This window comes from Novosphingobium sp. ZW T3_23 (assembly GCF_044987305.1).
Classification (GTDB): domain Bacteria; phylum Pseudomonadota; class Alphaproteobacteria; order Sphingomonadales; family Sphingomonadaceae; genus Novosphingobium.
The window spans coordinates 201856-224202 of the sequence record NZ_JBJDRF010000003.1 but is presented as its reverse complement, the minus strand read 5'-3'; the positions used below and the strand labels follow the sequence as shown (position 1 = coordinate 224202).

Sequence of the window (22347 nt, the reverse complement as noted above, 5' to 3'; positions counted from 1 at the left end):
CCGCCTCGTCGGCGATCTCGCGGCCGGAGCCGACCACGGTCATCGCTCCATCGGCGCGCTGCACGGTGCGTCCGGCGGCGGCGGCGGTGGCGCGCAGGCGATCGTCCATCTGGGTGATCGCGGCCGACGTCTCTTCGAGGCTGGCGGCATTGCTTTCGGTGCGGCGGGCGAGGTCTTCCGAGGCCTGGGCGATCTCGCTGGAGCCGGTGCGGATGGCGACCGCGCTTTCAGCGACGGCGCCGATCAGTTCGCGCAGGGCGCCGACGGCGGTGTTGAAGTTGCTCTTGAGCTCGCCGTAGGCAGGCGGGAAATCGGCATTGATGCTCTGCGTAAGGTCGCCCTCGCTGATGGCCTGGAGGCTGGAGCGCAGGGTTGAGGTGACGAGTTCCTGCTCGCGCGCGGCGCGGGCGTCGATCTCGGCGCGGGCTTCGGCAGCGCTGCGGAACTGCTCGACCGCTTCCGCGATCTCGCCGATCTCGTCACCGCGTTCACGGAATGGAACTTCGACCTTGCCGCCTTCGGCCAGCGCAGTGGTGACTTGCGTGATGCGGCTCATCGGTGCAGCGACGGTGCGGTTCAGCACGCGCCAGATGATCACGATGCCCGCGATCCCGAGCGCGGCGAGGCCACCGGAAAGCCAGATCGCGAAAGTGGCGGTCTCGGCGCCTTCGGCAGCCTTTTCCTTCGAGCGCTCACGGGATTCATCGAGCAGCTTTTCGGTCTGGTCGATGATGTCGTGGGAGGCATTGCGCGCCTCGCCCTTGAGCACGGCCATCGCGCCCGCCATGTCGCCGGCAGCGCGCGCCGCGAACATGTGGTCGTTGGCCTTGTTGAGCGCATCGACCTTGGCCGCCAGCGCCGTGGCTTCCGCCGCGAAATTCTCGTCCGCGACCTGTCGGTACTCTCCGACTGCAGCCGCCAGCGAGGCCTTGGTCTTCTCCAACCGCTGCCGCACGTCCGCCTCTTCCGCCGGCGTGTTCACCGCGGCGTAATAGGTATAGACGATGATCCGCATCTCCTTGACGCTGCCGATGACGTCAGCCAGCGCCGACATGCTGGCGATGCCGTGTTCCACATGGTTCTGCGCGATCGCATCCAGCTTGCGGCTAGAAATCAGGCCGTTGAGGCCGACGATCGCGAACAACACCGAAAGAACGCCGAAGGCGGCAAGGAGCTTCCGGGGAAGCTTCCAGTCGTTGAGAAATTCCAGCATGCACAAATCCATATCCTGGCGGGTAGGCCATTTCAGCGCGAGCAGGGGGGGATGGGCTCGCCTCTGTATCTTTATAGACCGATGGCGCCCAAGACGGTCCCGTGACGATTGCCCCTTCCCACCAGCCATACGAACGCCTAGAGGCCGCTGATCCCCGGGGGGCCGCTCATGCGCGGCTGAGAGGTGGTCAGCAGACCACGACCCGCTGAACCTGATCCGGTTGACACCGGCGTAGGGAGGGCTGGCGGCAGATCCGTTGTCCCTCCGAGTGGAGTGGACGCGTGACTGTGACGATCGATTTCCGTTATTCCTGCGGCGCCGTGCTGGCGATCCCGGCCCTGTTCCTCGCCCCGGTCGCCATGGCCGCCTCCGAGGAGGAAGCCGCGCCCGACAGCATCGAGGTGATCGGCCATCCCGATCCGGAAGGCCTGCTGCCCGACCAGACCGCGCCCAAGGCGATCAGTGCGATCTCCGCCGATTTCATCGTCAAGCAGGCGCCGACGCTCAACGCTTTCCAGCTGGTCAACCTCCTGCCGGGCGCGAATGTCTCTACCAGCGATCCCTTCGGCCTTTCGACCAGTTCTAGCCTGACCCTGCGCGGCCTGGGGCAGGACCAGATCGGGGTGGTCATGGAAGGCGCGCCGCAGAACGACATCGGCTACTTCGTAGCCTATCCCTCGCAATTCGCCGATGCCGAGAACGTGCGCCAGATCGCCCTGGCGCAAGGCTCGGCCAGTATCGACGCGCCGGTCGTGGCGGCGGCGGGAGGGCTGCTCTCGCTGACGCTGGACGACCCGAAGAACGACATGGGCGGGCTCGTCAACCTTTCGGTCGGCTCCTACGACGAACGCCGCGCCTTCCTGCGCTTCGACACCGGAACCATCGGCGCGAGCGGGCTCAAGGCTTTCGTGTCCTATTCAAACAACCGGGCGGACAACTGGCGCGGTCCAGGATTCGACAGGCGCCAGCACATCGACGCCAAGATCCTGCGCGAATGGGGAGACGGCAATCGCGCCAGCATCGCCTTCTCCTACAACGACGCCAATACATCGAGCTATCCCAGCCCCACGCTGGCCGACTGGAAGGCGCTGGGCCGCGGCTTCAACCGCGACAGCCGCTACACTGCGGGCAACACGAACTATTGGCGGCTCTACCGCGGCCCGTTCCGCAACTTCTACGTGGCCGCGCCCATCCATCTGAAGCTGAACGACCGGCTGACCTTCGACAGCTCGGCCTATCTCCAGCTCGGCCACGGCAACGCGCCTTACGGCACGCAGCTAAGCGAAACCGGCAACTATCTGGGCACCGAGGAACTGGCCGAGCCGATCGCGCTGCCCGGAGCGGTGGACGGCGTGGCGACCGTCATGGGCAACTGGACCGGCAAGCAGTTCCGCATCGGCGATGTCAGCAAGCTCACGTTCCAGGCCGGTGCGCACACGATCACGGCCGGGCTCTGGTTCGATTACGGCACCGACCGCGTCACCCAGTCCTACACCTCGATAGACGACCAGGGGCGGCCGTTCGACCAGTGGGGCTATCAGGACAAGGCCATCCGCACCGCAGACGGCCGGCTGCTCGCCTATGAGAACGCGCGCACCGAAACGGTGACCAAGGGCTTCTTCCTGGCCGACAGCATAGCGGTGACCCCGCGCCTTACTGTCGACGTCGGCTTCAAGGGGGTGAACGTGCTGCGCAACGGCCGCGACTATCTGCCCGGCCCGTCGTCTGACCTCAGGTCCAGCAGCTTCGCCGCCTTGCCCCGCGCGGCGGTGCACTACAAGCTCGACGATCGCCAGCAGCTCTTCGCCAATGTGACCACCAACTTCCGCACGCCGAACGAGTTCGCGCTCTACAACCGCTACTACGGCGGGCAGATCATCACCGCCGGCAGCGCCGATCTCAAGAACGAATATTCGATCTCCGAGGAACTGGGATACCGCTACATCGGCCCCAGCCTCTCGTTCTCGCTGACCGCGTTCCATTACCATTTCCGCAACCGCCAGGTGGCGACGGTGGTGAACAGCGGCGGCGCGCTGGTCAATTCGACGATCAACGGCGGCAGCCAGACCTCGTACGGGCTGGACGGCGAGATCGACTATCGCCCGGCCAAGGGCATGAGCGTCTATCTTTCCGGCGAATACCTGCACACGCGGCTGGACGACGACCTGCCGGTCGGCGGCGATTTCCTGCCCACGAAAGGCAAGCGCGCGGTTTCCAGCCCCCGCTTCCAGTTCGCCATGGGTACGACTTACGATGACGGTCGCCTGTTCGGCAGCACCGCGCTGAAATACGTGGGCCGCCAGTATGCAACCTTCATGAACGATGAAAGCATCAAGGGCTATGCCACGCTGGACTTGTCGGTCGGTGTGCATCTGGCCGGGCTGATCGATGCCCAGCGCATGGACTTGAGGCTCAACGCCATCAACGTGACCAATCCGCATGTGCTGTCGGGCGTCTATTCCATCAGCAGCAATGCGCAGGACACGCCCGGACGAAACGGCACGGTGATCGCCGGTTCGGCGCCTAGCTACTACGTGGGCAGCGGCCGCGCCTTCGTGGTGACTTTGAGCCGCGCTTTCTGATCGTGAGCGGCGGGGGCGGAACAGCGGAGGAGTCCCATCCAGTGCATGGCCACCTGGTGCACGGCATGGGCACCGAGCTGGAAGCGCCCGCCTGGCCGGCGATCACTCTTGCGGAAGCCGAAGCGATCCTGGCCCGCTTTTCGCAAGTCGGGCAGGTGCTTGACCTGCAATGGCATTCGCCGCGGCCGTTTTCGGCGGCGGCACTGCTTCGGACGGAGCACGGCACGTTCTTCCTGAAACGGCACCACCGCTCGCTTCGCAGCCCCGCCGCACTGGCGGAAGAGCATCGCTTCATGGCGCACTTGCGTGCGAAGGGCCTCTCGGTTCCGGAAGTCATGCCCACGGACGGGCGGGGGACGGTGGCGCAGGGGCAATGGACCTACGAACTTCTGCGGAGGGCGCCGGGGCGCGATCTCTATCGGGACCGTCAATCCTGGACCCCTTTCATCGAGCAGGGCCATGCCTTCGCAGCGGGAGCAGCGCTGGCGCGTCTGCATCTGGCCGCCCGCGATTTTGCGGAAGGGCCGCGTGCAAACCATCCGCTGGTCGCCAGCTTCACCATCCTGCCATCGCGCGATCCGCTGGCAGCCGCAGAGAGCTATATCGCGGCTCGCCCTGCCCTTGCTGGCTATCTGGCGGACAAGCCGTGGCGGCAGCAATTGGACCGGCTCCTGACGGCGTTGGGGAGGGCGGACCTCACCGCAGCACTGGCAGGCCAACCGGGCATGTGGACCCACAACGACTGGCATCCTTCCAACCTGCTTTGGTCCGATGACGGCACGGTGGGCAGCGTGATCGACTTCGGGCTGGCGACCAGAACCTGCGCGCTTCACGATCTGGCGACGGCGATCGAGCGCAGCGCCATCCCGTGGCTGGATGTGCCGGACCGGACCGGAGACGCCGATGCGGCCTGCGCGATCCTTGCGGGCTACCGATCGGTGCTGCCGATTTCCGCAGCGGAAGTGGAAACGGTCCTCGCGATCCTGCCGCTGGTGCATATCGAATTTGCGCTGTCCGAAGTCGATTATTTCGTCGGCATTCTCGACGATCGCGGCCAGGCGAAGCTTGCCTGGCAGGACTATCTCATCGACCATGCGGACTGGTTTCTTTCCCGGTCTGGGGGGGATTTCCTGCGCGCCGTGGCAGCGGGAGCGAATGAAGCGCCAGATGCTGGAGTGCTGTCGTGATGTCGCTGCTGGAAATCATTGCCGTAGCCGTCAGTTTCCTCGGCATCTGGCTGACCGCGCGGCGTCGCCTCTTGTGCTGGCCGGTCAACCTCCTGGCGTGCGGGCTCTATTTCAAGCTGTTCCTCGACGTGCGGCTCTACTCCGACATGGTCTTGCAGGCGCTGTTCGGGCTGGCGATCGTTTATGGCTGGATATCGTGGATCAGGGGCAGGGAAGAGGCGGGAGAGGTCATCGTCAGCCCACTGCCCGCAAGGCGGGCAGTGGCGGGGCTGGCGCTCGGCGCCATGGGCGGGCTGGCGATCGGCTGGATCACCAGCCGCTATACCGACGCGGCGCTGCCATGGATGGATGCGGGGCTGAGCAGTTTCAGTCTCGTCGCCCAATACTGGACCGCGCGGCGCCATGCGGCAAGCTGGCTGTTGTGGATCGTGGTGGACGTGATCTACGTCGGCATGTTCGTCTTCAAGGAACTCTGGCTCACGGCAGGCCTCTATGCCGCGATGATCGGGCTGGCCGTGCTCGGCTTTCGACGCTGGCAGCAGGCGCGCGACCGGAGCTGATGGCGGCCTAGGACGGATCGACATTCAGCCCATGCGGGCCTGCGAAGCGCGATTTGAAGCGGGGCTCTTGGGCTTCGGTGCTCACGGACCGAAAGTCCGCTCCGCTTCGATGCTCGGAAAATCACGCTTCTCGGCTCCACCTGAACTGAATGTCGATCCGTCCTGGTGCGCGGGGCAGCCCATGCGGAGGGCCGCGAACCGCGCCATCGACGTTTGGGGCAAAATGGCTCAACGCGGTCTTCGCCCGTGGTGATCGGCTGCATGGCGGTCGCTTGAAAGTTTGCCGACCCCACATCTGAAATGCTCCTGCGGGAATTCTCCAAGGGAGCTCTCAGGTCAAATGCAGTTCAAGGACGAAAATTCCTGAGCGACGCCACATATCTTCCATCTCAAAGCAAATTGCCTGGTTGGGCAACCGGCCACTATGCCTGAGCTGTTCGCCATTCGGGCGGCTCGATGGCGCGGTTTGAGCTTCCCAGTTGAACGCTATGCCGGTTGCTCTTACGCCGCCATTCGCTTCTCTAAGCGTTACCCCTGGATTCCTCGCAAGCCCTCCGATTGGTGATGCCCCATGGCCGGGAACGTCGACGAGACCGGATCGGCATCGCTCCGATCGTCGGAAGAATTTAGGACGTCCCGGTAATGTTCGATGATCCGGGTGATCCAGTCATCGGGCGTGTTGCAGAGTTCCAAATAACGGCCGTGCCCCGCATGAGACATTGCGGATACACGCTCGTCGTCGGCATGAAGGTTTAACAACGCCTGCGCGAACTCGTCTATGTTTCCGGTGTCGAGGGACAGGCCAAGCCCACGGCTGTGCACTTCGTTTGCGATGAGGGCGCGATGGTTGATGATGGCGGGTACGCCGGAGCCGATCGCTTCCAGCGCGACCAGGCCGAACGGCTCGGACCAGCGACTTGGCATGACCGCTACTCGTGCCTTCGATATCGCCTGTGCCATGCCCTGACGGTCCTGCCGGCCCAGCAGAACGGCTGCGGGGTTGATCTGGCGGAGGATATCCATTTCGCTCCCATCCCCCACGAAAGTGATCGGAACCTGGGCTTTAGCTGCCGCCGCTGCCGCCAGGTCCGCTCCCTTCTCCCGCGATATCCTGCCGATGAAGATTACGCCGCGATGCGCTTCGGCAGGAACCCGTTCCCGGGTGACCGGCGTCACGGGATTGCGAACCGCTGCGAGTTTATGCCGAGGCCAGCCCGCCAGCAGGAATTGCCGCGTCTGCTCGGGATGGATCAGCAACATGCGATTGACGTTCGTACCGCCGGACAGGGCGCCCCGTCGCGCAATCTCCCGGCTTGTCCGCCACAGCTTCTGCGCGCGTGACGCTTTGTCGCATTGGCGCTGAAGGCAGGCGCGTGAAAGCGGTTGCAAAGTGCAATCTTCTCCACGCGCATAGTCGAAAAAGGCGCCGTTAGGGCAACCGTTGAAGTAATCGTGCCCATGCAGGATCACGCGATGCGCTACCTTGCGAAGCGCGCCGAAGATGGCCGGCGTCAGAATCTTGGACCAGCCATGGAGATGATAGATTGTTCCGGGCGTGTCATGCTGCTGGATCCATGCACTCAGCCGCAAGAGCGATGCCGGGTTGAACAGACCTGTCGTGAAGGCGCCAATTCGAGACCGCTCCAGAAGCGGCTTGCCGCCCAAAGCAACAAGATCGACGTCGTCACGACGAAAGTTCCGACCCGCGTCCCCGGTCAGGAATGTGACGGGAATGTCGCGTTCACGAAGGCCGTTCAGCAGAACCTGAACCAGGTGAGATGCGCCGCCCAAGGGTTCGCTGAAGTCATGCAGCAGCACGACGCGATCTATGCCGTTTGCCATGATGCGTCGTGGCTCCATCAAAAGAAACGTGGCCCGATGCGCACGGTGTCGCCCGGCTGAATGGCCGCGCCGCTGGTCAGCCGATAGGCGCGTTCGGCGGCCTCGTTGGCATGACGGACATGGGCGACGTTCTGGTTGGCCCGGTAGGTGAAGCCGCCGGCCTTGGCGACGAGGGCATGGACGGACATTCCCTCGGAAAAGGTATATTCGCCCGGTTTCTGCACTTCACCCAGAATATAGATGGGTCGGTATCCGATTACGTCCAGGGTAATCCGGGCGTCGCGCACATAGCCTTCGCGCAGAAGGTCGGTAAGCTCCCTTCGCAAATCCGGAAGCGTCTTGCCGGCCGCCTTTACCGTGCCGACAAGTGGAAGGCCAAGGTTGCCCTCGTCATTGATGACGTATTCGCCTGACATGTCCTTTTCGCGAAAGACGTCCAGCTTAAGCCGGTCACCGGGCGCGAGAGTTTGCTGAACGACATCGATGCGGGGCAGTTCCCCGGTTGGCGACGCGGCGCAGCCAGCCATGAACAAGCTCAAGAAGAGCGCAAGGAAAGGCTTCACCATCAAGACTCCTGAAGAAGGGGCGCAGCAATTCCGGCGCCATGAGCGAGCGAGGGACTTAGTGCTTCGAGCGCGGCGAGAATGCCGCGATCGAACACTTCGGGGGCGAACCGCCGAGCATTTTCCATCGCGACTTGCGGCTTGAAGGATGGGAGCCAGGCTTCCAGCCTGAGGATGGCGTCACAAAGTGAATCGACGGTCTGTTCGCGAAAGAACAGGCCGGTTTCACCATCGACGATTGAATCGGTGACGCCGCCGCGCCCGAATGCGATGACGGGACGGCCGGATGCATTGGCTTCCACGGGAACGATTCCGAAGTCTTCTTCGGGCGTGAAGACCAGCGCCTTGGCTGTGGCATAGGCCCGCTTGAGTTCTTCGAAGGAGAGATGCTTGCGGACCTCCACGTTCGGGCCGGCGCGCGCAGCAATGGTCTTGAACATTTCGCCGTCGCCAACCATCAGTGCCGGCACCCCCAGCCGATTGAATACTTCAAGGGCGATATCGGCCCGCTTGTAGGGGGTCATCTGGCTGATCCAGAGATAGCGATCGGTGACGTCCGCTGCCTGTTGGAAGGCGTCTATCGCGACGGGCGGATGCACCACTGTGGCTGTCCGGCCCCAGGCCTTGCGGATGCGACGGGCGACGAAGGAACTGTTCGCCACGATGCCGTCCACGCGATTGGCCGAACTCACGTCCCATTGGCGAAGCCGGTGGAAGGCGGAAGGCATTATCGCTCTGTTCAGGAAATTGGCTGAAGATTTGTAGTCGTGGTAGTGATCCCACAAATACCGCATCGGAGAATGACAGTAACACAAGTGCAGCGCATCGGGGCTGGTGATGACACCCTTTGCAGGCCCTGACTCGCTGCTGATTACAAGATCGTATCCACGAAGGTCCAGTTCTTCCAGTGCCATGGGCATGAATGGAAGGTATTTCTGATAGTGGCGGCGTGCACCGGGAAGCGCACCAATGAAAGTCTGGCGCACGTTCGCGGCTCGGATCTTTTGTGAGACACGATCTGGAGCATAGACGTGCGTAAAAATGTCGGCATGCGGGAAAAGATCGAGCAGTCGCTCCAGAACACGCTCTCCGCCCCGCATCGATACGAGCCAATAGTGGATCAGCGCAACGCGACCGAAGCGTTCAAATACGTGGCTCATGAATAATACCCACGGTAGCTTTTGTAGAAGCTGGAGATATCGCTGCCTCCGAAGCGGGCCTGCTTTTCCATGTCCACCTTGTTCAGGACCACACCCAGCCCCTTCAAGGCGCGAGCGGGTAGTTGGCGGATGGCGGCCTTGACCACTTTGTCCATCGTTTTCCGCCAATGCACCACAAGAACGACGCTATCGGTGCGGGACACGATCTCGCGCGATTCCGCGATGGGCAGGATGGGCGGGCAATCAAGAACAACTACGTCGAACTCTTCACGCAACCTGGCGATCACACGATGAAGGCGCCCCTGTTCGGTCAGGCGTTCTCCCTTTGGTAACGGGCGGGTGATCGGAATGATGCGCAAGGGCGAGTCCGGATCGGGGTAATGGGCGATGTCCCTGCTTTCGGAATGCAGCGCCTCATAAAGGCCCGGCTCCCCCTGGACGAGGTTGAATTGTTTGCTCAGGTGCGCGCGTACGACATCGCAATCCACGACGACGACCCGCTCGTTCGCCATGGCCAGCGAACGGGCCATGCAGGCAGCGATCGTGGACTTCCCTTCTCCGGGAAGCGCCGAGGTGATCGCGATGACCTTCCCTGATCGCGGACTGAACTGACGCACCGAGACGATGACGTTGCGGAACGCTTCGGCAAATGCACCGTTCGGATGGTCCCTCATGGAATCGAGCGGCGTGTTCACGTGCGGTTCCACGGAGCGCTGCAACGGTATGAAGCCCAACGCGTGAAATCCCAGACGATTTTCGATATCGTCAAGCGTTGTGAAGCCGCGGTAGGACAGTTCCGAAAGGACCGCCAGCATGGCCCCCAGAAGCACGCCGACGACCAGTCCCAGCGCCAGGTTGATGGGGAGGTTGGGCGAAATCGGCAAGAGCGGTGTATTCGCCCCGGAAATCAACCGCGCCGTTGGCTGCTCCGATCCCGCTCCCGCTACAACGGCGTTGTAGCGTTCGAGGTAGGATTGATACAGCGCCTGGGTCGCCTCCGCCCGCTTTTCGAGATCGGCGAGCGAAACTAGCGCCGTATTGTCCGTGCTGAGTTGCGACCGTGTGCCGCGTCGGCTGGCAAGGAGTGAGGAGAGGCGCTGCGTGGAGGTATCGGCCGTGCTTTCCAACGCCTTGATCGAGCGCGTTACTTCCGCGGCAATCTGCCGGTCGATGTCGGCAATCTGCTGCCGAACGGTGACAAGATCAGGGTTGTTGTCGAAATAGCGTTGCGAAAGATCTCTCTCCTTGATGACCAGCAAGGCGCGCTCGCTGCGCAGAGAGGTCACGACGGACGAGGTCACGCCTTGCCCAACGCCATTTGCCCCGCCGGCGTGCAACTGTCGTTGGGCGCTGGACAGGGCAGCGGAGTCTCGTGCGGCTTCGGCGCGCGCTTGTGCGATCTGTTGATTGTAAGTTGAGATTTCCTGTTCTGTCAGGCTGGTTGCGGCGGAACTGAGCAGGCCGGTGCTGATGCGGTAGTTTTGCACCGCTGCAAAAGCGCTGTTGGCTGCCTTGCGAAGCTCATCGACCCGGCCTTTGAGGACTTGCGCGGCAGTGGCGTTGGTGCGCGCAAGTTCGCGGGCGTCGTCAGTCGTATAGAGGCGCGCAAAGGCGTTTGCGACAGTCGCGGTTCGCTGTGCATCTGAATCTGTAAAGGAGATGCGCAAGTTGAAGGAGTCGCCGATGCGTGCGACGCTGAGCCTCTTGAGCAGGTAGGTGATCGATTTCTCCCGCAAGGCAGCAGCACCGATCGTCGGGCCTCCCGCGCCTGGGGCAGGATCGATACCCATCGATGCGAGAAGGTTGCCGATCGACGAGCGCGGCGTCGCGACGTCCGAAACGAAATGGGGGTCTTTGGTCAAGCCCGTGGCGTCGAGCGCTTGGCCGGCTATCTGTCGCGAGGCGATCAACTGGATCTGCGTCTCGACATCTTCGGACCGTATCGGGGCCGGAGCGCCTCCGTCCCGTTCTTGCGGCACGACCTGGGTGGGCGTTGTGATCATCACGACGTCGGCCGTAGACGAATAGATGCGTGGTAGTGCCGTGGTCCACAGAAGGGCAACGAGTACGCATATGGCAACGGTGAGGAAGAATGCTTCCCGCCGGCGTCGCATCATGGCGAAGAGATAACGCACGGTTATCTGATCTTCGGAATAGCGGACGGAACCGGCATTCTCTGCCAGAACCTGCGGAACAGCGCCTGACGGCTCATAAATCGCGGGAAGGTTCAAGCGCTGGGCTCCTTGCAAAGATCGGTCATGGCGTAATGGAAATGCCGAGACCTCCAGAAGCGGAGGTGAAAGCACCGGCGAGCGGTGTTCCCTGGACATCCTGATCGACGACGGAGACATACCCGCCGATGGAAAGAAGCGGGCTCAATCGATACTCGACGTTGAGGCGAATCGATTGCCGGTTCGTCCTCGTGTCCACTTCGCGATATCGCCCTCTTTCATGGCTTGCCGAAAGGCTTACGCGCAGATTGCGAAGTGGATCATAATAGCCGGTGAAAGCGATGGTATCGGTGAGAATGCCGGCGACTTCGCGGTAGCCGCTGTTTTGAAACGCGCGGCCAGCTTGGAGGTGCAGCGTGGCCAAAGGCGTTACATACCACTGCAAGTCAGCCGCGAAAGTTACGCCGGAGAAGTCGCGATAGATCGGAAGTTCATATTCTCGTGATTGGTAGCCCAGGCTTACTTCGCCAGAAAGCAGGGGCGTGAGTTCGCCTTTCATACCGATCGCGGCGGTGACGTTCCGGGCATCCCGCCGAATATCCCGAGCCGCCGACGTGGATCGAATGTCCGAGAACGAGCCCGACGCGAAACCCGAAATCATTCCGGTGAAGTCGTAGCTTATTCGGAGACCTCCGCGGATCGTTTGTGTGTCGCGGAAGGATACATCGATGTTCTGGCCATTCGCCAAAGAGAGGCGATTGTAATCCAGTTGTTGGTAACTCACCGATGGAGCCAGGCGGAAACTGCCCAGTTCCAGGTCGAGGCCGAGATTGCCTCCCCACTGTTGGTAGCTGATCGGCTCGGCTGCTTCGAGCACGGTACCGAAGCTGCTGCGAGCTTCGATGAGATGCGCAAAGTCTGCGGATGCATTCAATTGCCCATTGTTCGACAATTTCATGATGCCATTTCCGATGATATCGAACTCTTCGCTGTTCTCGGAAGTGAACCTGGCAAAACGGCGAACGGTGCCTCTGGCACCCAGATCCAGCCGATGGGGCGCAAAATCCGTGCTCACACGAAGCGCGGGCATGAGGTGTAACATGGCGTCGGACCGACTGTCAGGACGATTGAACACGTTGCTTGTGTATCCGCTAACAACTGACATTGCAGGTTGGATGCTGAGTGGACCGATATGGAGCGGCGTCGAATGGAACTCCGGTTCGATACGCGACCCTGCCACGTCGAGCCGGTCAAGTTGAGGCGAGATGGTTATCGAGGTGCCCGACCCTACCGCCTGGCCCATCGCGATGCCCGGGCCCATCGCTAAGCTGCATGTTACCAGGCCTCCGATCATATAGCGCATCAATGGGGTCTCGTTTTCGGGCAGCCGCGTTCACGCGAGAACAGCCGCTCGCTCTGGAGGTATCGCGTTGCAATGGTTCTGTTTGATTGTGACGGAGCAAGGGATGTCCGAAGAGACGATCCGCAGCTCGCAATCGAGTTTTCAGAAATTCGCGTTTTGAAATTTGTCCTAGGGAACCTGTCTAAGACCTATTACCCAATTATTCACGAAGAGCGCGCTTCAATTGATCCGAAAGGGGGCGGATTATGTATTGAAGGATGGTGCGTTGTTCCGTTTGAATGAAGGTTTCTACAGGCATGCCAACGGAAATTCGAGCTTTGTCCAGCTTCCGCAGTTCTTCATCCGAAATGGCGATAGTCACCGGATAGAACGCGTTGTTCGTTACCGTATCGACAGTGCGATCGGCTGCGACCTGAACAACGGTCCCTTCCAACTCCGGCGTCGTACGGGCGTTGAGCGCCGTAAACCGAAGCCTTGCCGATTGCCCTTGGGAAACCTTGTCGATGTCGGTCAATTTCACATGGGCACGCACTACCAGGCGATCGCGTAACGGTACGATCTCCATCAGTGTCTCGCCTGCGCGAACCACGCTACCAAGGGTTCTGGTTTGAAGCTTGTCGACGATCCCTTCCTGCGGTGCGCGGATCACCGTTCGGTCGTTTTGATCGACGGCTGCCACGCTTTCCTTGCGCAGTTCCGAAATGGTCGCCTGGACCTGTGCGAGTTCGAGAGCGGCGGCACTTCTGGCACCGCTTTCCACCGAGACGATCTGCGATCGCAATTCAGCGATTCTCGCCCATGCTTCCGCTACCCCCGAACGGGCGGTGGAGCGCTGCGCCTCCACGCCGACGGCGGAACGTTCCAAAGCGTTAAGCCGGTCCAGTGTGGTCAGCCTGCTTTCGTAGAGTTGGCGCGTCTGTTGGAGTTCCTGTCGGACCAGGCCCGATTGCCGCCGGTAGGCGTCGGCCTGACTGTTGAAGGACGCGATCTCCGCTTCGGCCTGACCGATGCGGGCGCGTAACTGGCGCACCTGATCCGCTCGGGCATCGTTAGCCAATCTGAAGCTGCGGCGTTCGTCCTCCAAGGCTGTCCGCACGTCCGGATCGTTCAGGCTGCTCGTTGCGAGTTCTCTCGGGAAATCGACTTGCGCGGCGCCGGTCTGGACCGCCCGCAGGCGCGAAGCTTTTGCGAGAAGTTGGTTAAGGCTCAGCCCGGTATACTGGGCGACTGCACCGGAGACCCGGCTATCGAGCCGGATCAGCGGCTGTCCCTTGCGCACCCGGTCGCCGTCGCTGACCAGAATTTCGGCCGCCACGCCACCGAATGGATGCGATATATCCTTCACATGGGTTTCAACGGTTACTTCGCCAGGCGAAATCACAGCGCCGGCCATTGGCAGGATGCCGATCAGCGCGCCGGCCCCCAGAACAAGGACGGCCACGGAGATCAAGCCGAACCTGACAAGTCTGGACAGACCGACGTCGCGATCGTCTCGCGCGGTCATTGCAGGCGCGGGCAGTCTCTCCACCGGTATTGGAACAGGTATCGCCTGCATCATCCCTTGGCCTCCAGTGCAGGCGCGATGTCTTGCGCTTTTGCGCCGCTTCGGTCGGGCATGTCTTGTGCTGGACGACCTTCGCCCTCGCCATGGATCGCCTCGACACCCGGCTCCTTTTGCTGATCAACGGCATGGGACGGTTGGCGGCGCTTTTCGAACTCGGCGCGCGTTTCCAGCCGTTCGACCCGTCCTGCGTTCATCACCATGATATGACTGACGTTGGCGACGATGCCGGGCCGGTGCGCGACGACGACCACGATCCCGCCTCTCTCACGAACACCCTTTATCGCCACTGCCAGCGCGGCCTCACCTTCGTAGTCGAGATTGCTGTTCGGTTCGTCCAGAATGACCAAGAACGGCTGGCCGTAGAGCGCCCTCGCCAAAGCGATGCGCTGCTGCTGTCCTGCCGACAAGCCACTGCCTTGGGGGCCGATCAGGTAGTCGTAACCGTCCTCGAGCCTTACGATCAGATCGTGGCAGTCGGCGGCCTGCGCGGCCTGGATAATGGCATCACGATCCGGGGAATCACGAAATCGCGAAATGTTCTGCGCAATGGTGCCTTCGAAAAGCTCGATGGCCTGCGGCACATATCCGACGATATCGGCGATCTGGTCTGCGGGCCATTGATCAAGCGTGGCGCCGTCCAGTCGCACCGATCCGCGCAGGCTGGGCCAAACGCCGCAGAGCACGCGCGCGAGCGATGTTTTTCCCGAACCGCTGCGACCCACCACGGCCAGTGCATCCCCGGCCGAGAGTTTGAACGTCACATCCGCGATAGTGATCTTCTGCCGGCCGGGAGGAGCAGCGGTAATGCCCCGGACCTCTAGATCGCGATGGGGCTGCTCCAGCCCCATCGGCTCTATCCGGTTGGGAACAGCTTCCAGCAGCTCTCGCATCCGGGCGATAGCGAGGCGGGCCGCGATCATGCCCTTCCAGTTGGAGATAACCTGCTCCACCGGTGCCAAGGCCCGCGCGGAGAGGATCGATCCGGCAATGATGACGCCGCCGGAGGCGCTTCCCTCGATCACCAGGAAGGCACCCAGCGCGAGGGTGGCGGACTGCAGAAACATCCGGAACGATTTCGTGACGCCGCTGAGAGTACTGGAGATGTAGGAGAAGCGGTCGTTGGCCTGGAGATACTCGGCATCGAGCGCTGCCCATTGGCGCTTGCGCGCATTCGCCATCCCCAAGGCCTTCAGCGTTTCCGCGTTACGACGCGTTGTTTCGGCCAGGGCAAATCGGCTGGCGGAAGTGCGCATGGTAGCTTGTGCGAGAGGCGCGGTGATGCGGTTGTTGACGAGCATCAGCACCACCAGAACGGCCACGCCGATCAGCGACAGAAGGCCTATGCTCCAGTGAAACACGCTGAGGACCAGGAGATAGACCAGGATCCACGGTAGATCGAGGATTGCCAGCGGACCCGGGCCGGACAGATAGGCGCGCACCGTTTCGGCATCGCGCACGATCTGCGTGCCTTGGGGCATTTGGCCGCGCGAGAGTTCGTAGCGAGAAATCACGTCGAGTACGCGCCCGCTGATCGATTTCATGAAGAAAGATCCAAGATGGACCATGATGCGGCCCCGCGTCACGTCAAGGAGGGCCTGGAAACCATAAGCGACAACCACGAGCACCAGCAGGCTGACCAGCGAAGGCACGCTTCGGCTGGGCAGCACGTCGTCATAGACCAGCAGCATGAAGAATGAGCCGGACAGAAGCAGTACGTTGTAGATACTGCTGATGACCAGAACGGGCACCAGAGCCCCCTTCAATGGCGAAATCGCCGTCTTCAGTTCGGCGGTAAGGCGTATGGCGAACATGGTCATGGCTTTCGGGCAGCGCCGCAGGAACGTTGTGCTTTCAGATCGACATGCATCTGCGGCCCTGACCTTCCATTCCGTTAGGAACTTGCCCAGTTGCGCGGCAATTGCGTCCTGTCTGGAACAATCTCTCGCTGCATTAAAACAGGAGAGGCGATAGACCTCTAGCGGGAATTGATCAGTTTCGGCGCGTTTGATCGTCGAAAGAACGGGGCGTCACGTCGGATATAGGGGGGAATACTTGGTAGGATGGCGAAGTTGCTGGGTGGCGCAGTTTGTCTGTCTCGTTGTGATCCCGGCTGGACGTGCCGAGACGCTCGCGGACGCGATCGGCAATGCCTATCGGAATAATCCTGCTCTGGCCGGTGCACGAGAGATAAGCCGTGCCGCTGATGAAGGGGTAGTGCAAGCTCAAGGCGCCTATGGGCCAAGCCTCACGCTTTCGGCTCAGCACGAATACAGGGATGCGCGCATAAGAGGCGGCGTTCTACCTGCGCGCGACGATGGCTTTGGCACGACGGCTGAACTCACTCTTTCGCAGCCGCTGTTTACCTCTGGAAGACTATCGTCCGGTGTCGATGCGGCAAGAACCAACGCGCTGGCAGTGCAGGCGCGGCTGGAGGAAAGCAGCCAACTGACCATTTCCGATGTCGTGACCGCCTATGTATTCCTGAAGCGCGATATCGAGATATACGGCGTCGCCATCGAGATTTACGATCTGTTGCTCAAGCAGCGAGATCAAACCATTTCGCGCTATAGATTGAGGGACTCGACGGCCCCCGACGTGGACCAGACCCTGAACCGCCTGGAACTCGCGGCGGGGCGCGTCATTTCGTCCCGCGCCAATGTGGAGACAAGTGCGGCGCGTTATCGCAATCTTGTCGGGCATTATCCCGCTGAACTTGCGCCTCTACCCGTCTTGCCTGATCTGCCGGCGTTGGAAGCACTCTATCAGCAGGCCGAGACCCGCAACCCCTCCCTGGCGGCTTTCAGGTTTGCAGAGGCGGGATCTCGTGCCGGGGTTGCGTCGGCCAGGGCGGAGATGATGCCGCAGATCGGCGCCTATGCCTCCGCGCTGCGCACGCCGGTCACGCCTTACCAGAACAGCTATCGGCAGGAATCTGTAACGGCCGGGGTGAGAATGACGATGCCGCTTTATTCGGGCGGGCAAATGTCCGCGAACCTCCGCGCTGCGAAGAACCGCAATCTGGCCGACCAGCAGTTCGTCGAGCAGGCCAGGCGAGATATGCGGGAACGGTTGGCTTCGGATTGGTCGCAGTTGGATGCCGCTCAAGCTTCGTTGCCTCGTTTCACTGCCGCCGTGGAAGCCGCCGAGCGGGCGGTAGACGGTGTCAAGCGCCAGGAAACGGCAGGGATTCGCACCTTGCGCGATGTTCTGGACGTGACGAACGACTTGCTTTCCGCGCGGACGGCGGCGGTGCAGGCGCGCGCGGATGCATATGTTCTTCACGTCAACGTCCTGCGCGATGCGGGCATCTTGGGGGTCGAAATGTTCTCGCGTGACGTCGCCACCTTTGCGAACGGCCGCACGCATCCGCTTGGCGGATTGGCGGGTATGCCTTTGAGGCCATTGGTGGATGTGCTGGATCGCGCAGCGAAGAACGAGGCCGTGCCGAGGGCTCCGGTTCAACTGGAATACTCTTTCAATTTCGACGCCATGAAGCAGGATGCTTCGCCTCTCCAGCCGGTATCCGAGCCAGTGCAATGATGGGGTTGGCCATGATGGCGAGCCCAGGTCTTTGAGCCATTTTGGATTGGTCCTTTGGCAGACGATACGGTTTCGGATCGAACGAGTCTTGCCGTTACAGGGCGCGGAGGACAGGCTTTCCCTGCCGCATGGATGGGCAAAGGGCGATTTGCAGGAGTGCACTGGATGTTGAGAGAGGCGCTATTCCTGTGGCTTGCAAACCATTTGCCGAAAGGCCGGATCGGCACGCGAGCCCGTCACGAGGCGCTGCGCTGTGCAGGCCTCAAGCTCTCGCCGAAAGTGATCGTCATGGGGCCGGTCACGATCACGCCGCCCGGTACCGGTGGACGGATCACCATCGGTTCACGCTCTTTTCTCAATTCGAACATCCGCTTCGGAGGAAAAGGGGGCGTGACGATCGGGCGCTTCGCGCAGATTGCACCGAACGTCTCTTTCGAGACGAGCTCGCACGAACTGGCCTTCGAGGAAGGCCGCAGCCGGGGTCCGATTACGGCCCCCGTGGTGGTGCACGATCACGTCTGGATCGGCACCGGCGCGATCATCCTTCCAGGCGTGACGATCGGGCGAGGGGCCGTGGTGGCAGCGGGTGCCGTGGTCACGCGAAACGTCCCGCCGAAGACTTTGGTGGGCGGCGTTCCGGCACGGGTGCTCCGCGAAGTTCACGAGCTGCCATTATGAAACATGCGCGATCGGGCAACGACGAAGCGGGCGCGTGGGCCGATGACGGCACATGCAGGAGCCACTTGACCAGGATGCCGGGAGAGCGCGGATGTGGGCAACTTTCTTGCCCGGCGAATGGCAGAAATTTGATCTTCGCAAACAGCCGCTTTGCGTCCGTCTTTTCGATTTCGGGGATAGGATTATGAGTGCGGACGGTTATGGAACGCAGCTCAGCATTGCCGTTGTGGTGGCTACACTTGGCAGGCCGCAACTGGTCGAACAGATGCATCGACTGATGTCGGAACAAACATGTCCGCCTGATCTACTGATATTTTCGGTCGTCAGCGACGCCGATTTGCCGCCCGGTTATGCAGACCGGCCGGATGTTCGAGTCTTACGCGGCCCGAAGGGCCTGTGTGCGCAGCGTAACCGTGCGCTGGACTCGGTCGGTGGCGATTATGACCTTGTCGTATTCTACGACGATGATTTCGTTCCCTCGCCCGACAGCATAGATCGCATCAAGAAATTCTTCGGCTCTCATCCGGACGTGGTGGGGGCTACCGGTAATGTTATCCGGGATGGCATCAACGGTCCGGGGCTGTCGTTCGACCAGGCCAGGGATCTGATCGCGGGGCACGAGCTCAAGAGGTTCAGTCCGAACTGCATCGTAACCAGTCTTCAAGGGCTCTACGGCTGCAACATGGTCTATCGGGCTTCCGCTATCGGTACGTCGCGGTTTGACGAACGCCTTCGCCTTTACGGATGGCAGGAGGACGTGGATTTTGCGTCGTCGCTCTCTTCGCGAGGACGCATCGTGAAGACCTTCGCATTTTCCGGAGTCCATCTGGGGGTGAAATATGGACGTACTTCCGGAGTAAAATTGGGTTATTCGCAGGTGATAAACCCGATCTACCTCGTGCGGAAGGGCACGATGTCTTTCGGATTTGCAGCGCGACTGATCGCCCGCAATGTCGTCGCCAATCATGTCCGGACCCTCAAGCCCGAACCGTGGGTCGATCGAGTCGGACGACTAAGAGGAAACTGGTTGGCCGCTCGCGACCTTCTACTTGGGCGGCTTGCACCAGAGAGGATTGAAACGCTCTAGACTTCTCTCCCGCGAGGAACCCTTCGGATTCCAGCGGAATAACGACAGCATAAATGCCTGTGATTCAGGCCACTTTCGTCTCGGCGAGGATCAACCCCTGTGGGATGTTGATCGTAAAGCAGGCGCCGCGTGGTTCTTCGTTGGTGGTGGCTTGAACGGAAAGGCCCATGGCCTGCGCGAAGCCCTTGACGATCGCGAGGCCAAGCCCGGTACCGTGGCGGACGCGATCCGAGCCTTCGAGGCGCGTGAAGGTTTCGAAGACGCGATCTTCCTGGCCGGCCGGAATGCCTGGGCCGTGATCTATCACCGACAGTGAGAGGGATTGCGCCTCGCGCTGGCAGCGGATCACGATGGGCGAACCGGGATCCGCATAGCGGCCGGCATTTTCGAGCAGGTTGATCAGGCAATGGTGGAGCAGGACCGGGTCAACCCGCACCAGTGGAACGTCAGCTGGGATGTCGAGCTGGACTTCGTGGCCCTGGAGCGCGGTGCGGGTATCGTGAGCGGCGCCCGCGACGGCATCGAACAGGTCGGTGGGCTCCACCTTCATCGGCAGGGCGCCCGCCTCCACGCGCGCCATGTCGAGCAGGTTGGCGACGAACCGGTTCAGGCGCCGGGCCTCGGTCTCCACCGTCTTGGCCAGCTCCGGCGCGATGGCGGCGGAAGGATCGTTCCGCAATTGTTGCGCGGCCGAGATGATGGTGGTGAGCGGCGTGCGCAAGTCGTGGCTGACCGAGGAAAGCAACGCCGCGCGCAGGCGATCGCGTTCGGCTATCTGGCGGGTGGCGATGTTCTCCTCTTCCAGCGCCATGCGGTCGAAGGCGATCGAGGCCTGGTCCAGCAGGCTCATCAGCAACGGCGTCTGGTCCGATCGCAGCGGATCTCGGGCGTCCATGCGCGCGAGGCCGAGTACGCCGAGCACGCCGCGCGTGGTGCGCAGCGGGTGGAACAGCCAGTCCGATGCGGTCAGCGTGGTCGATCCCCGCCCGGCCGGCTGGGCGTTCTCCATGGCCCACTGCGCGGCGGCGCGCTCGATCTGTTCCAGCCGGTCCTCGGGCGGCACTGCGGCGGCCAGCGTCGGGCCGTCGGTCGAGGGCAGGAGAAGCACCGTCCTGACATCGAGCAGGCGCCCGATTTCCGCACAGATCGCGGGCATCAGCTCCTCGCGCGTGGCGGCAAGCGTCAACTGTCGGGAAAATCCGGCGAGGGCGGCATTCTGGCGCGCGCTGGAGGATGCGATGTCGGCCTGGGCCCGGACTCGGGCGGCGAATTGACTGGTGACAACCGCGACCCCGAGCAGCACGAGGATGCTGATCACGTTCTCCGGATTGCTCACGGTCAGACTGCCGGTGGGGGGCAGGAACACGTAGTTGTAGGCAAGACTGGCGGAGATACCGGCGAACAGCCCGGCGCGCAGGCTGAAGGTGGCGGCGGCGAACATTACCGGCACCAGGAAGAGCAGGGCAATATTGCCGAGATCGATCGCCTCCAGCAGCAGGCGGCCGATCGCCGTCATCGCCAGTACCGCACCGAGCGACCAGAAATAGTCGGAAAGCTTCCCCCATCGGCCGGTGCCCACGGCGAGCTGGGCAGGCAGGCTCGCTTGATCGGCGTGCTTCGATCCGGTGTGGTTTGCGTGCGCGTCGCCGGGCAGCACATGAACCGCGACATCGCCGATCGTGCGGACCAGGCGATCGACCACCGAGCCGTGACGCATCTCGAACCACCAGGAACGGCTCGACTTGCCGATCACGATCTGGGTCGCGCGCGCTTCCAGCGCGAAGTCGCTGAGGCCTTCCACCACGCCGGCAGCGGGAATACTTGCGGTCGATGCGCCAAGGCGCGAGGCGAGCGCCAGGGTGTCTGCCAGGCGCTGCCGCTCGGCGTCGGAAAAGGCCGCATCGCGCCGGGTTTCGACGTGGACGGCGGTCCACGGCGCTTTCAAGGCATCCGCAAGTCGCTTGCCCGCCCGCACCAGCCCGGCGGCGTGAGGCAGCTCGTTGACGGCGACGACGATGCGTTCCCCCACCGCGAAGTTGCCTGCCAGGGCCTGGGCGCCGAGGTGTTCCAGCATCTGCGCATCGACGGCCTGGGCAGCGCGGCGCAGCGCCAGTTCGCGCAGGGCGGTAAGGTTGGATTTCGAGAAGAAATGGGCGAGGGCGCGCGTCGCCTCGTGGGGGATGTAGACCTTGCCGTCCTTGAGGCGCTCGATTAGTTCGTCGGGCGGGATGTCCACCACTTCGATCTCGGCCTGTTCGAGAATGCTGTCGGGAACCGTTTCCCGCACCCGGACCCGCGTGAACGAGGCGACGACGTCGTTCAGGCTTTCCACATGCTGGATATTAAGCGTGGAGTATACGTCGATGCCGGCGTCGAGCAGTTCCTCCACGTCCTGATAACGCTTGGGGTGGCGATTGCCGCTTTCGCCCTCATGGCCCGCATTGGTATGCGCCAGTTCGTCCACCAGCACCAGCTGCGGCCGACGGGCAAGGATGGCGTCCACGTCCATCTCGCTCAAGCTGTGACCCTGATGATGGATTTGGCGGCGTGGAACGATCTCATGCCCTTCGACCAGTGCTTCCGTTTCGCGCCGGCCATGCGTTTCGACCACGCCTACCACGACGTCCACCCCCGCTTCGCGGCGCTGGCGCCCTTCGGTGAGCATTTCCCAGGTCTTTCCCACGCCCGGAGCGGCGCCCAGGAAGACTTTCAGGCGGCCACGGCCTTCCTGCGCGGCTGCTCGCAGGAAGGCTTCTGGGGAAGGTCTGTCGGTTCTGCTCACGCGCGGTTTGTCTTTCGAAACTTCGACGGCGGCATTCTAAAGCATTTTCTAATCA

At 62.1% G+C, this 22347-nt stretch carries 15 protein-coding genes and 1 riboswitch; of the genes, 6 read left to right on the top strand and 9 right to left on the bottom strand.

Going from position 1 to position 22347, the window contains the following annotated elements; all coding sequences use genetic code 11:
• Positions 1-1213, bottom strand: a 1213-nt coding sequence (locus tag ACI3K3_RS03395) for an MCP four helix bundle domain-containing protein (protein ID WP_404912066.1), incomplete at its 3' end; no start/stop codon positions are given.
• A 145-nt stretch (positions 1214-1358) separates the two neighbouring features.
• Positions 1359-1468, top strand: a riboswitch (TPP riboswitch).
• 32 nt (positions 1469-1500) lie between these two features.
• On the opposite strand from ACI3K3_RS03395, the gene ACI3K3_RS03390 reads away from it, so the two are divergent.
• From ACI3K3_RS03390 to pnuC, 3 genes are all read left to right on the top strand, one after another.
• On the top strand, positions 1501-3795 hold the full coding sequence (locus tag ACI3K3_RS03390) for a TonB-dependent receptor (protein WP_404912072.1): 2295 nt from the start codon (positions 1501-1503) through the stop codon (positions 3793-3795).
• Positions 3796-3860: 65 nt separating this feature from the next.
• Positions 3861-4982 carry a phosphotransferase enzyme family protein gene (locus tag ACI3K3_RS03385; protein WP_404912070.1) on the top strand — a complete coding sequence of 374 codons (1122 nt, stop codon included), beginning with the start codon at positions 3861-3863 and terminating at the stop codon, positions 4980-4982.
• Entirely contained in the window at positions 4982-5542 is a 561-nt protein-coding gene (pnuC, locus tag ACI3K3_RS03380) for a nicotinamide riboside transporter PnuC (protein WP_404912065.1), read from the top strand. Before ACI3K3_RS03385 ends, pnuC begins: the two co-directional genes overlap by 1 nt.
• A gap of 528 nt (positions 5543-6070) precedes the next feature.
• Here the strand turns inward: pnuC and ACI3K3_RS03375 are convergent.
• From ACI3K3_RS03375 to ACI3K3_RS03345, 7 genes are all read right to left on the bottom strand, one after another.
• Positions 6071-7360, bottom strand: coding sequence for a glycosyltransferase family 4 protein (locus ACI3K3_RS03375; RefSeq protein WP_404912063.1), 1290 nt, complete (start codon positions 7358-7360; stop codon positions 6071-6073).
• 41 nt (positions 7361-7401) lie between these two features.
• On the bottom strand, positions 7402-7911 hold the full coding sequence (locus ACI3K3_RS03370) for a polysaccharide biosynthesis/export family protein (RefSeq protein ID WP_404912061.1): 510 nt from the start codon (positions 7909-7911) through the stop codon (positions 7402-7404).
• A 38-nt stretch (positions 7912-7949) separates the two neighbouring features.
• Positions 7950-9107 carry a glycosyltransferase gene (locus ACI3K3_RS03365; RefSeq protein ID WP_404912059.1) on the bottom strand — a complete coding sequence of 386 codons (1158 nt, stop codon included), beginning with the start codon at positions 9105-9107 and terminating at the stop codon, positions 7950-7952.
• The gene (locus ACI3K3_RS03360) at positions 9104-11338 is read right to left on the bottom strand and encodes a GumC family protein (RefSeq protein WP_404912057.1); all 2235 of its coding nucleotides are present in this window, start codon (positions 11336-11338) and stop codon (positions 9104-9106) included. The genes ACI3K3_RS03365 and ACI3K3_RS03360 overlap by 4 nt, the downstream gene beginning before the upstream one ends.
• Before the next feature lie 25 nt (positions 11339-11363).
• Positions 11364-12641, bottom strand: coding sequence for an outer membrane beta-barrel protein (locus ACI3K3_RS03355; RefSeq protein ID WP_404912056.1), 1278 nt, complete (start codon positions 12639-12641; stop codon positions 11364-11366).
• Between the two features lie 199 nt (positions 12642-12840).
• Complete coding sequence (locus tag ACI3K3_RS03350; protein ID WP_404912054.1) at positions 12841-14145, bottom strand: HlyD family type I secretion periplasmic adaptor subunit; 1305 nt, start codon at positions 14143-14145, stop codon at positions 12841-12843.
• 50 nt (positions 14146-14195) lie between these two features.
• Positions 14196-16022 carry a type I secretion system permease/ATPase gene (locus ACI3K3_RS03345; protein WP_404912052.1) on the bottom strand — a complete coding sequence of 609 codons (1827 nt, stop codon included), beginning with the start codon at positions 16020-16022 and terminating at the stop codon, positions 14196-14198.
• 259 nt (positions 16023-16281) lie between these two features.
• On the opposite strand from ACI3K3_RS03345, the gene ACI3K3_RS03340 reads away from it, so the two are divergent.
• The 3 genes from ACI3K3_RS03340 to ACI3K3_RS03330 all read left to right on the top strand — a co-directional run bounded on the left by ACI3K3_RS03340 (position 16282) and on the right by ACI3K3_RS03330 (position 19510).
• Positions 16282-17745 (top strand): TolC family outer membrane protein, encoded by a 1464-nt coding sequence (locus ACI3K3_RS03340; protein ID WP_404912050.1) that lies wholly within the window; start codon positions 16282-16284, stop codon positions 17743-17745.
• Between the two features lie 204 nt (positions 17746-17949).
• Positions 17950-18423 carry an acyltransferase gene (locus ACI3K3_RS03335; protein ID WP_404912048.1) on the top strand — a complete coding sequence of 158 codons (474 nt, stop codon included), beginning with the start codon at positions 17950-17952 and terminating at the stop codon, positions 18421-18423.
• Between the two features lie 91 nt (positions 18424-18514).
• On the top strand, positions 18515-19510 hold the full coding sequence (locus ACI3K3_RS03330; protein WP_404912047.1) for a glycosyltransferase family 2 protein: 996 nt from the start codon (positions 18515-18517) through the stop codon (positions 19508-19510).
• A 64-nt stretch (positions 19511-19574) separates the two neighbouring features.
• Here the strand turns inward: ACI3K3_RS03330 and ACI3K3_RS03325 are convergent, their stop codons facing one another.
• On the bottom strand, positions 19575-22292 hold the full coding sequence (locus tag ACI3K3_RS03325; protein WP_404912045.1) for a DUF4118 domain-containing protein: 2718 nt from the start codon (positions 22290-22292) through the stop codon (positions 19575-19577).
• Positions 22293-22347 lie beyond the last annotated feature (55 nt).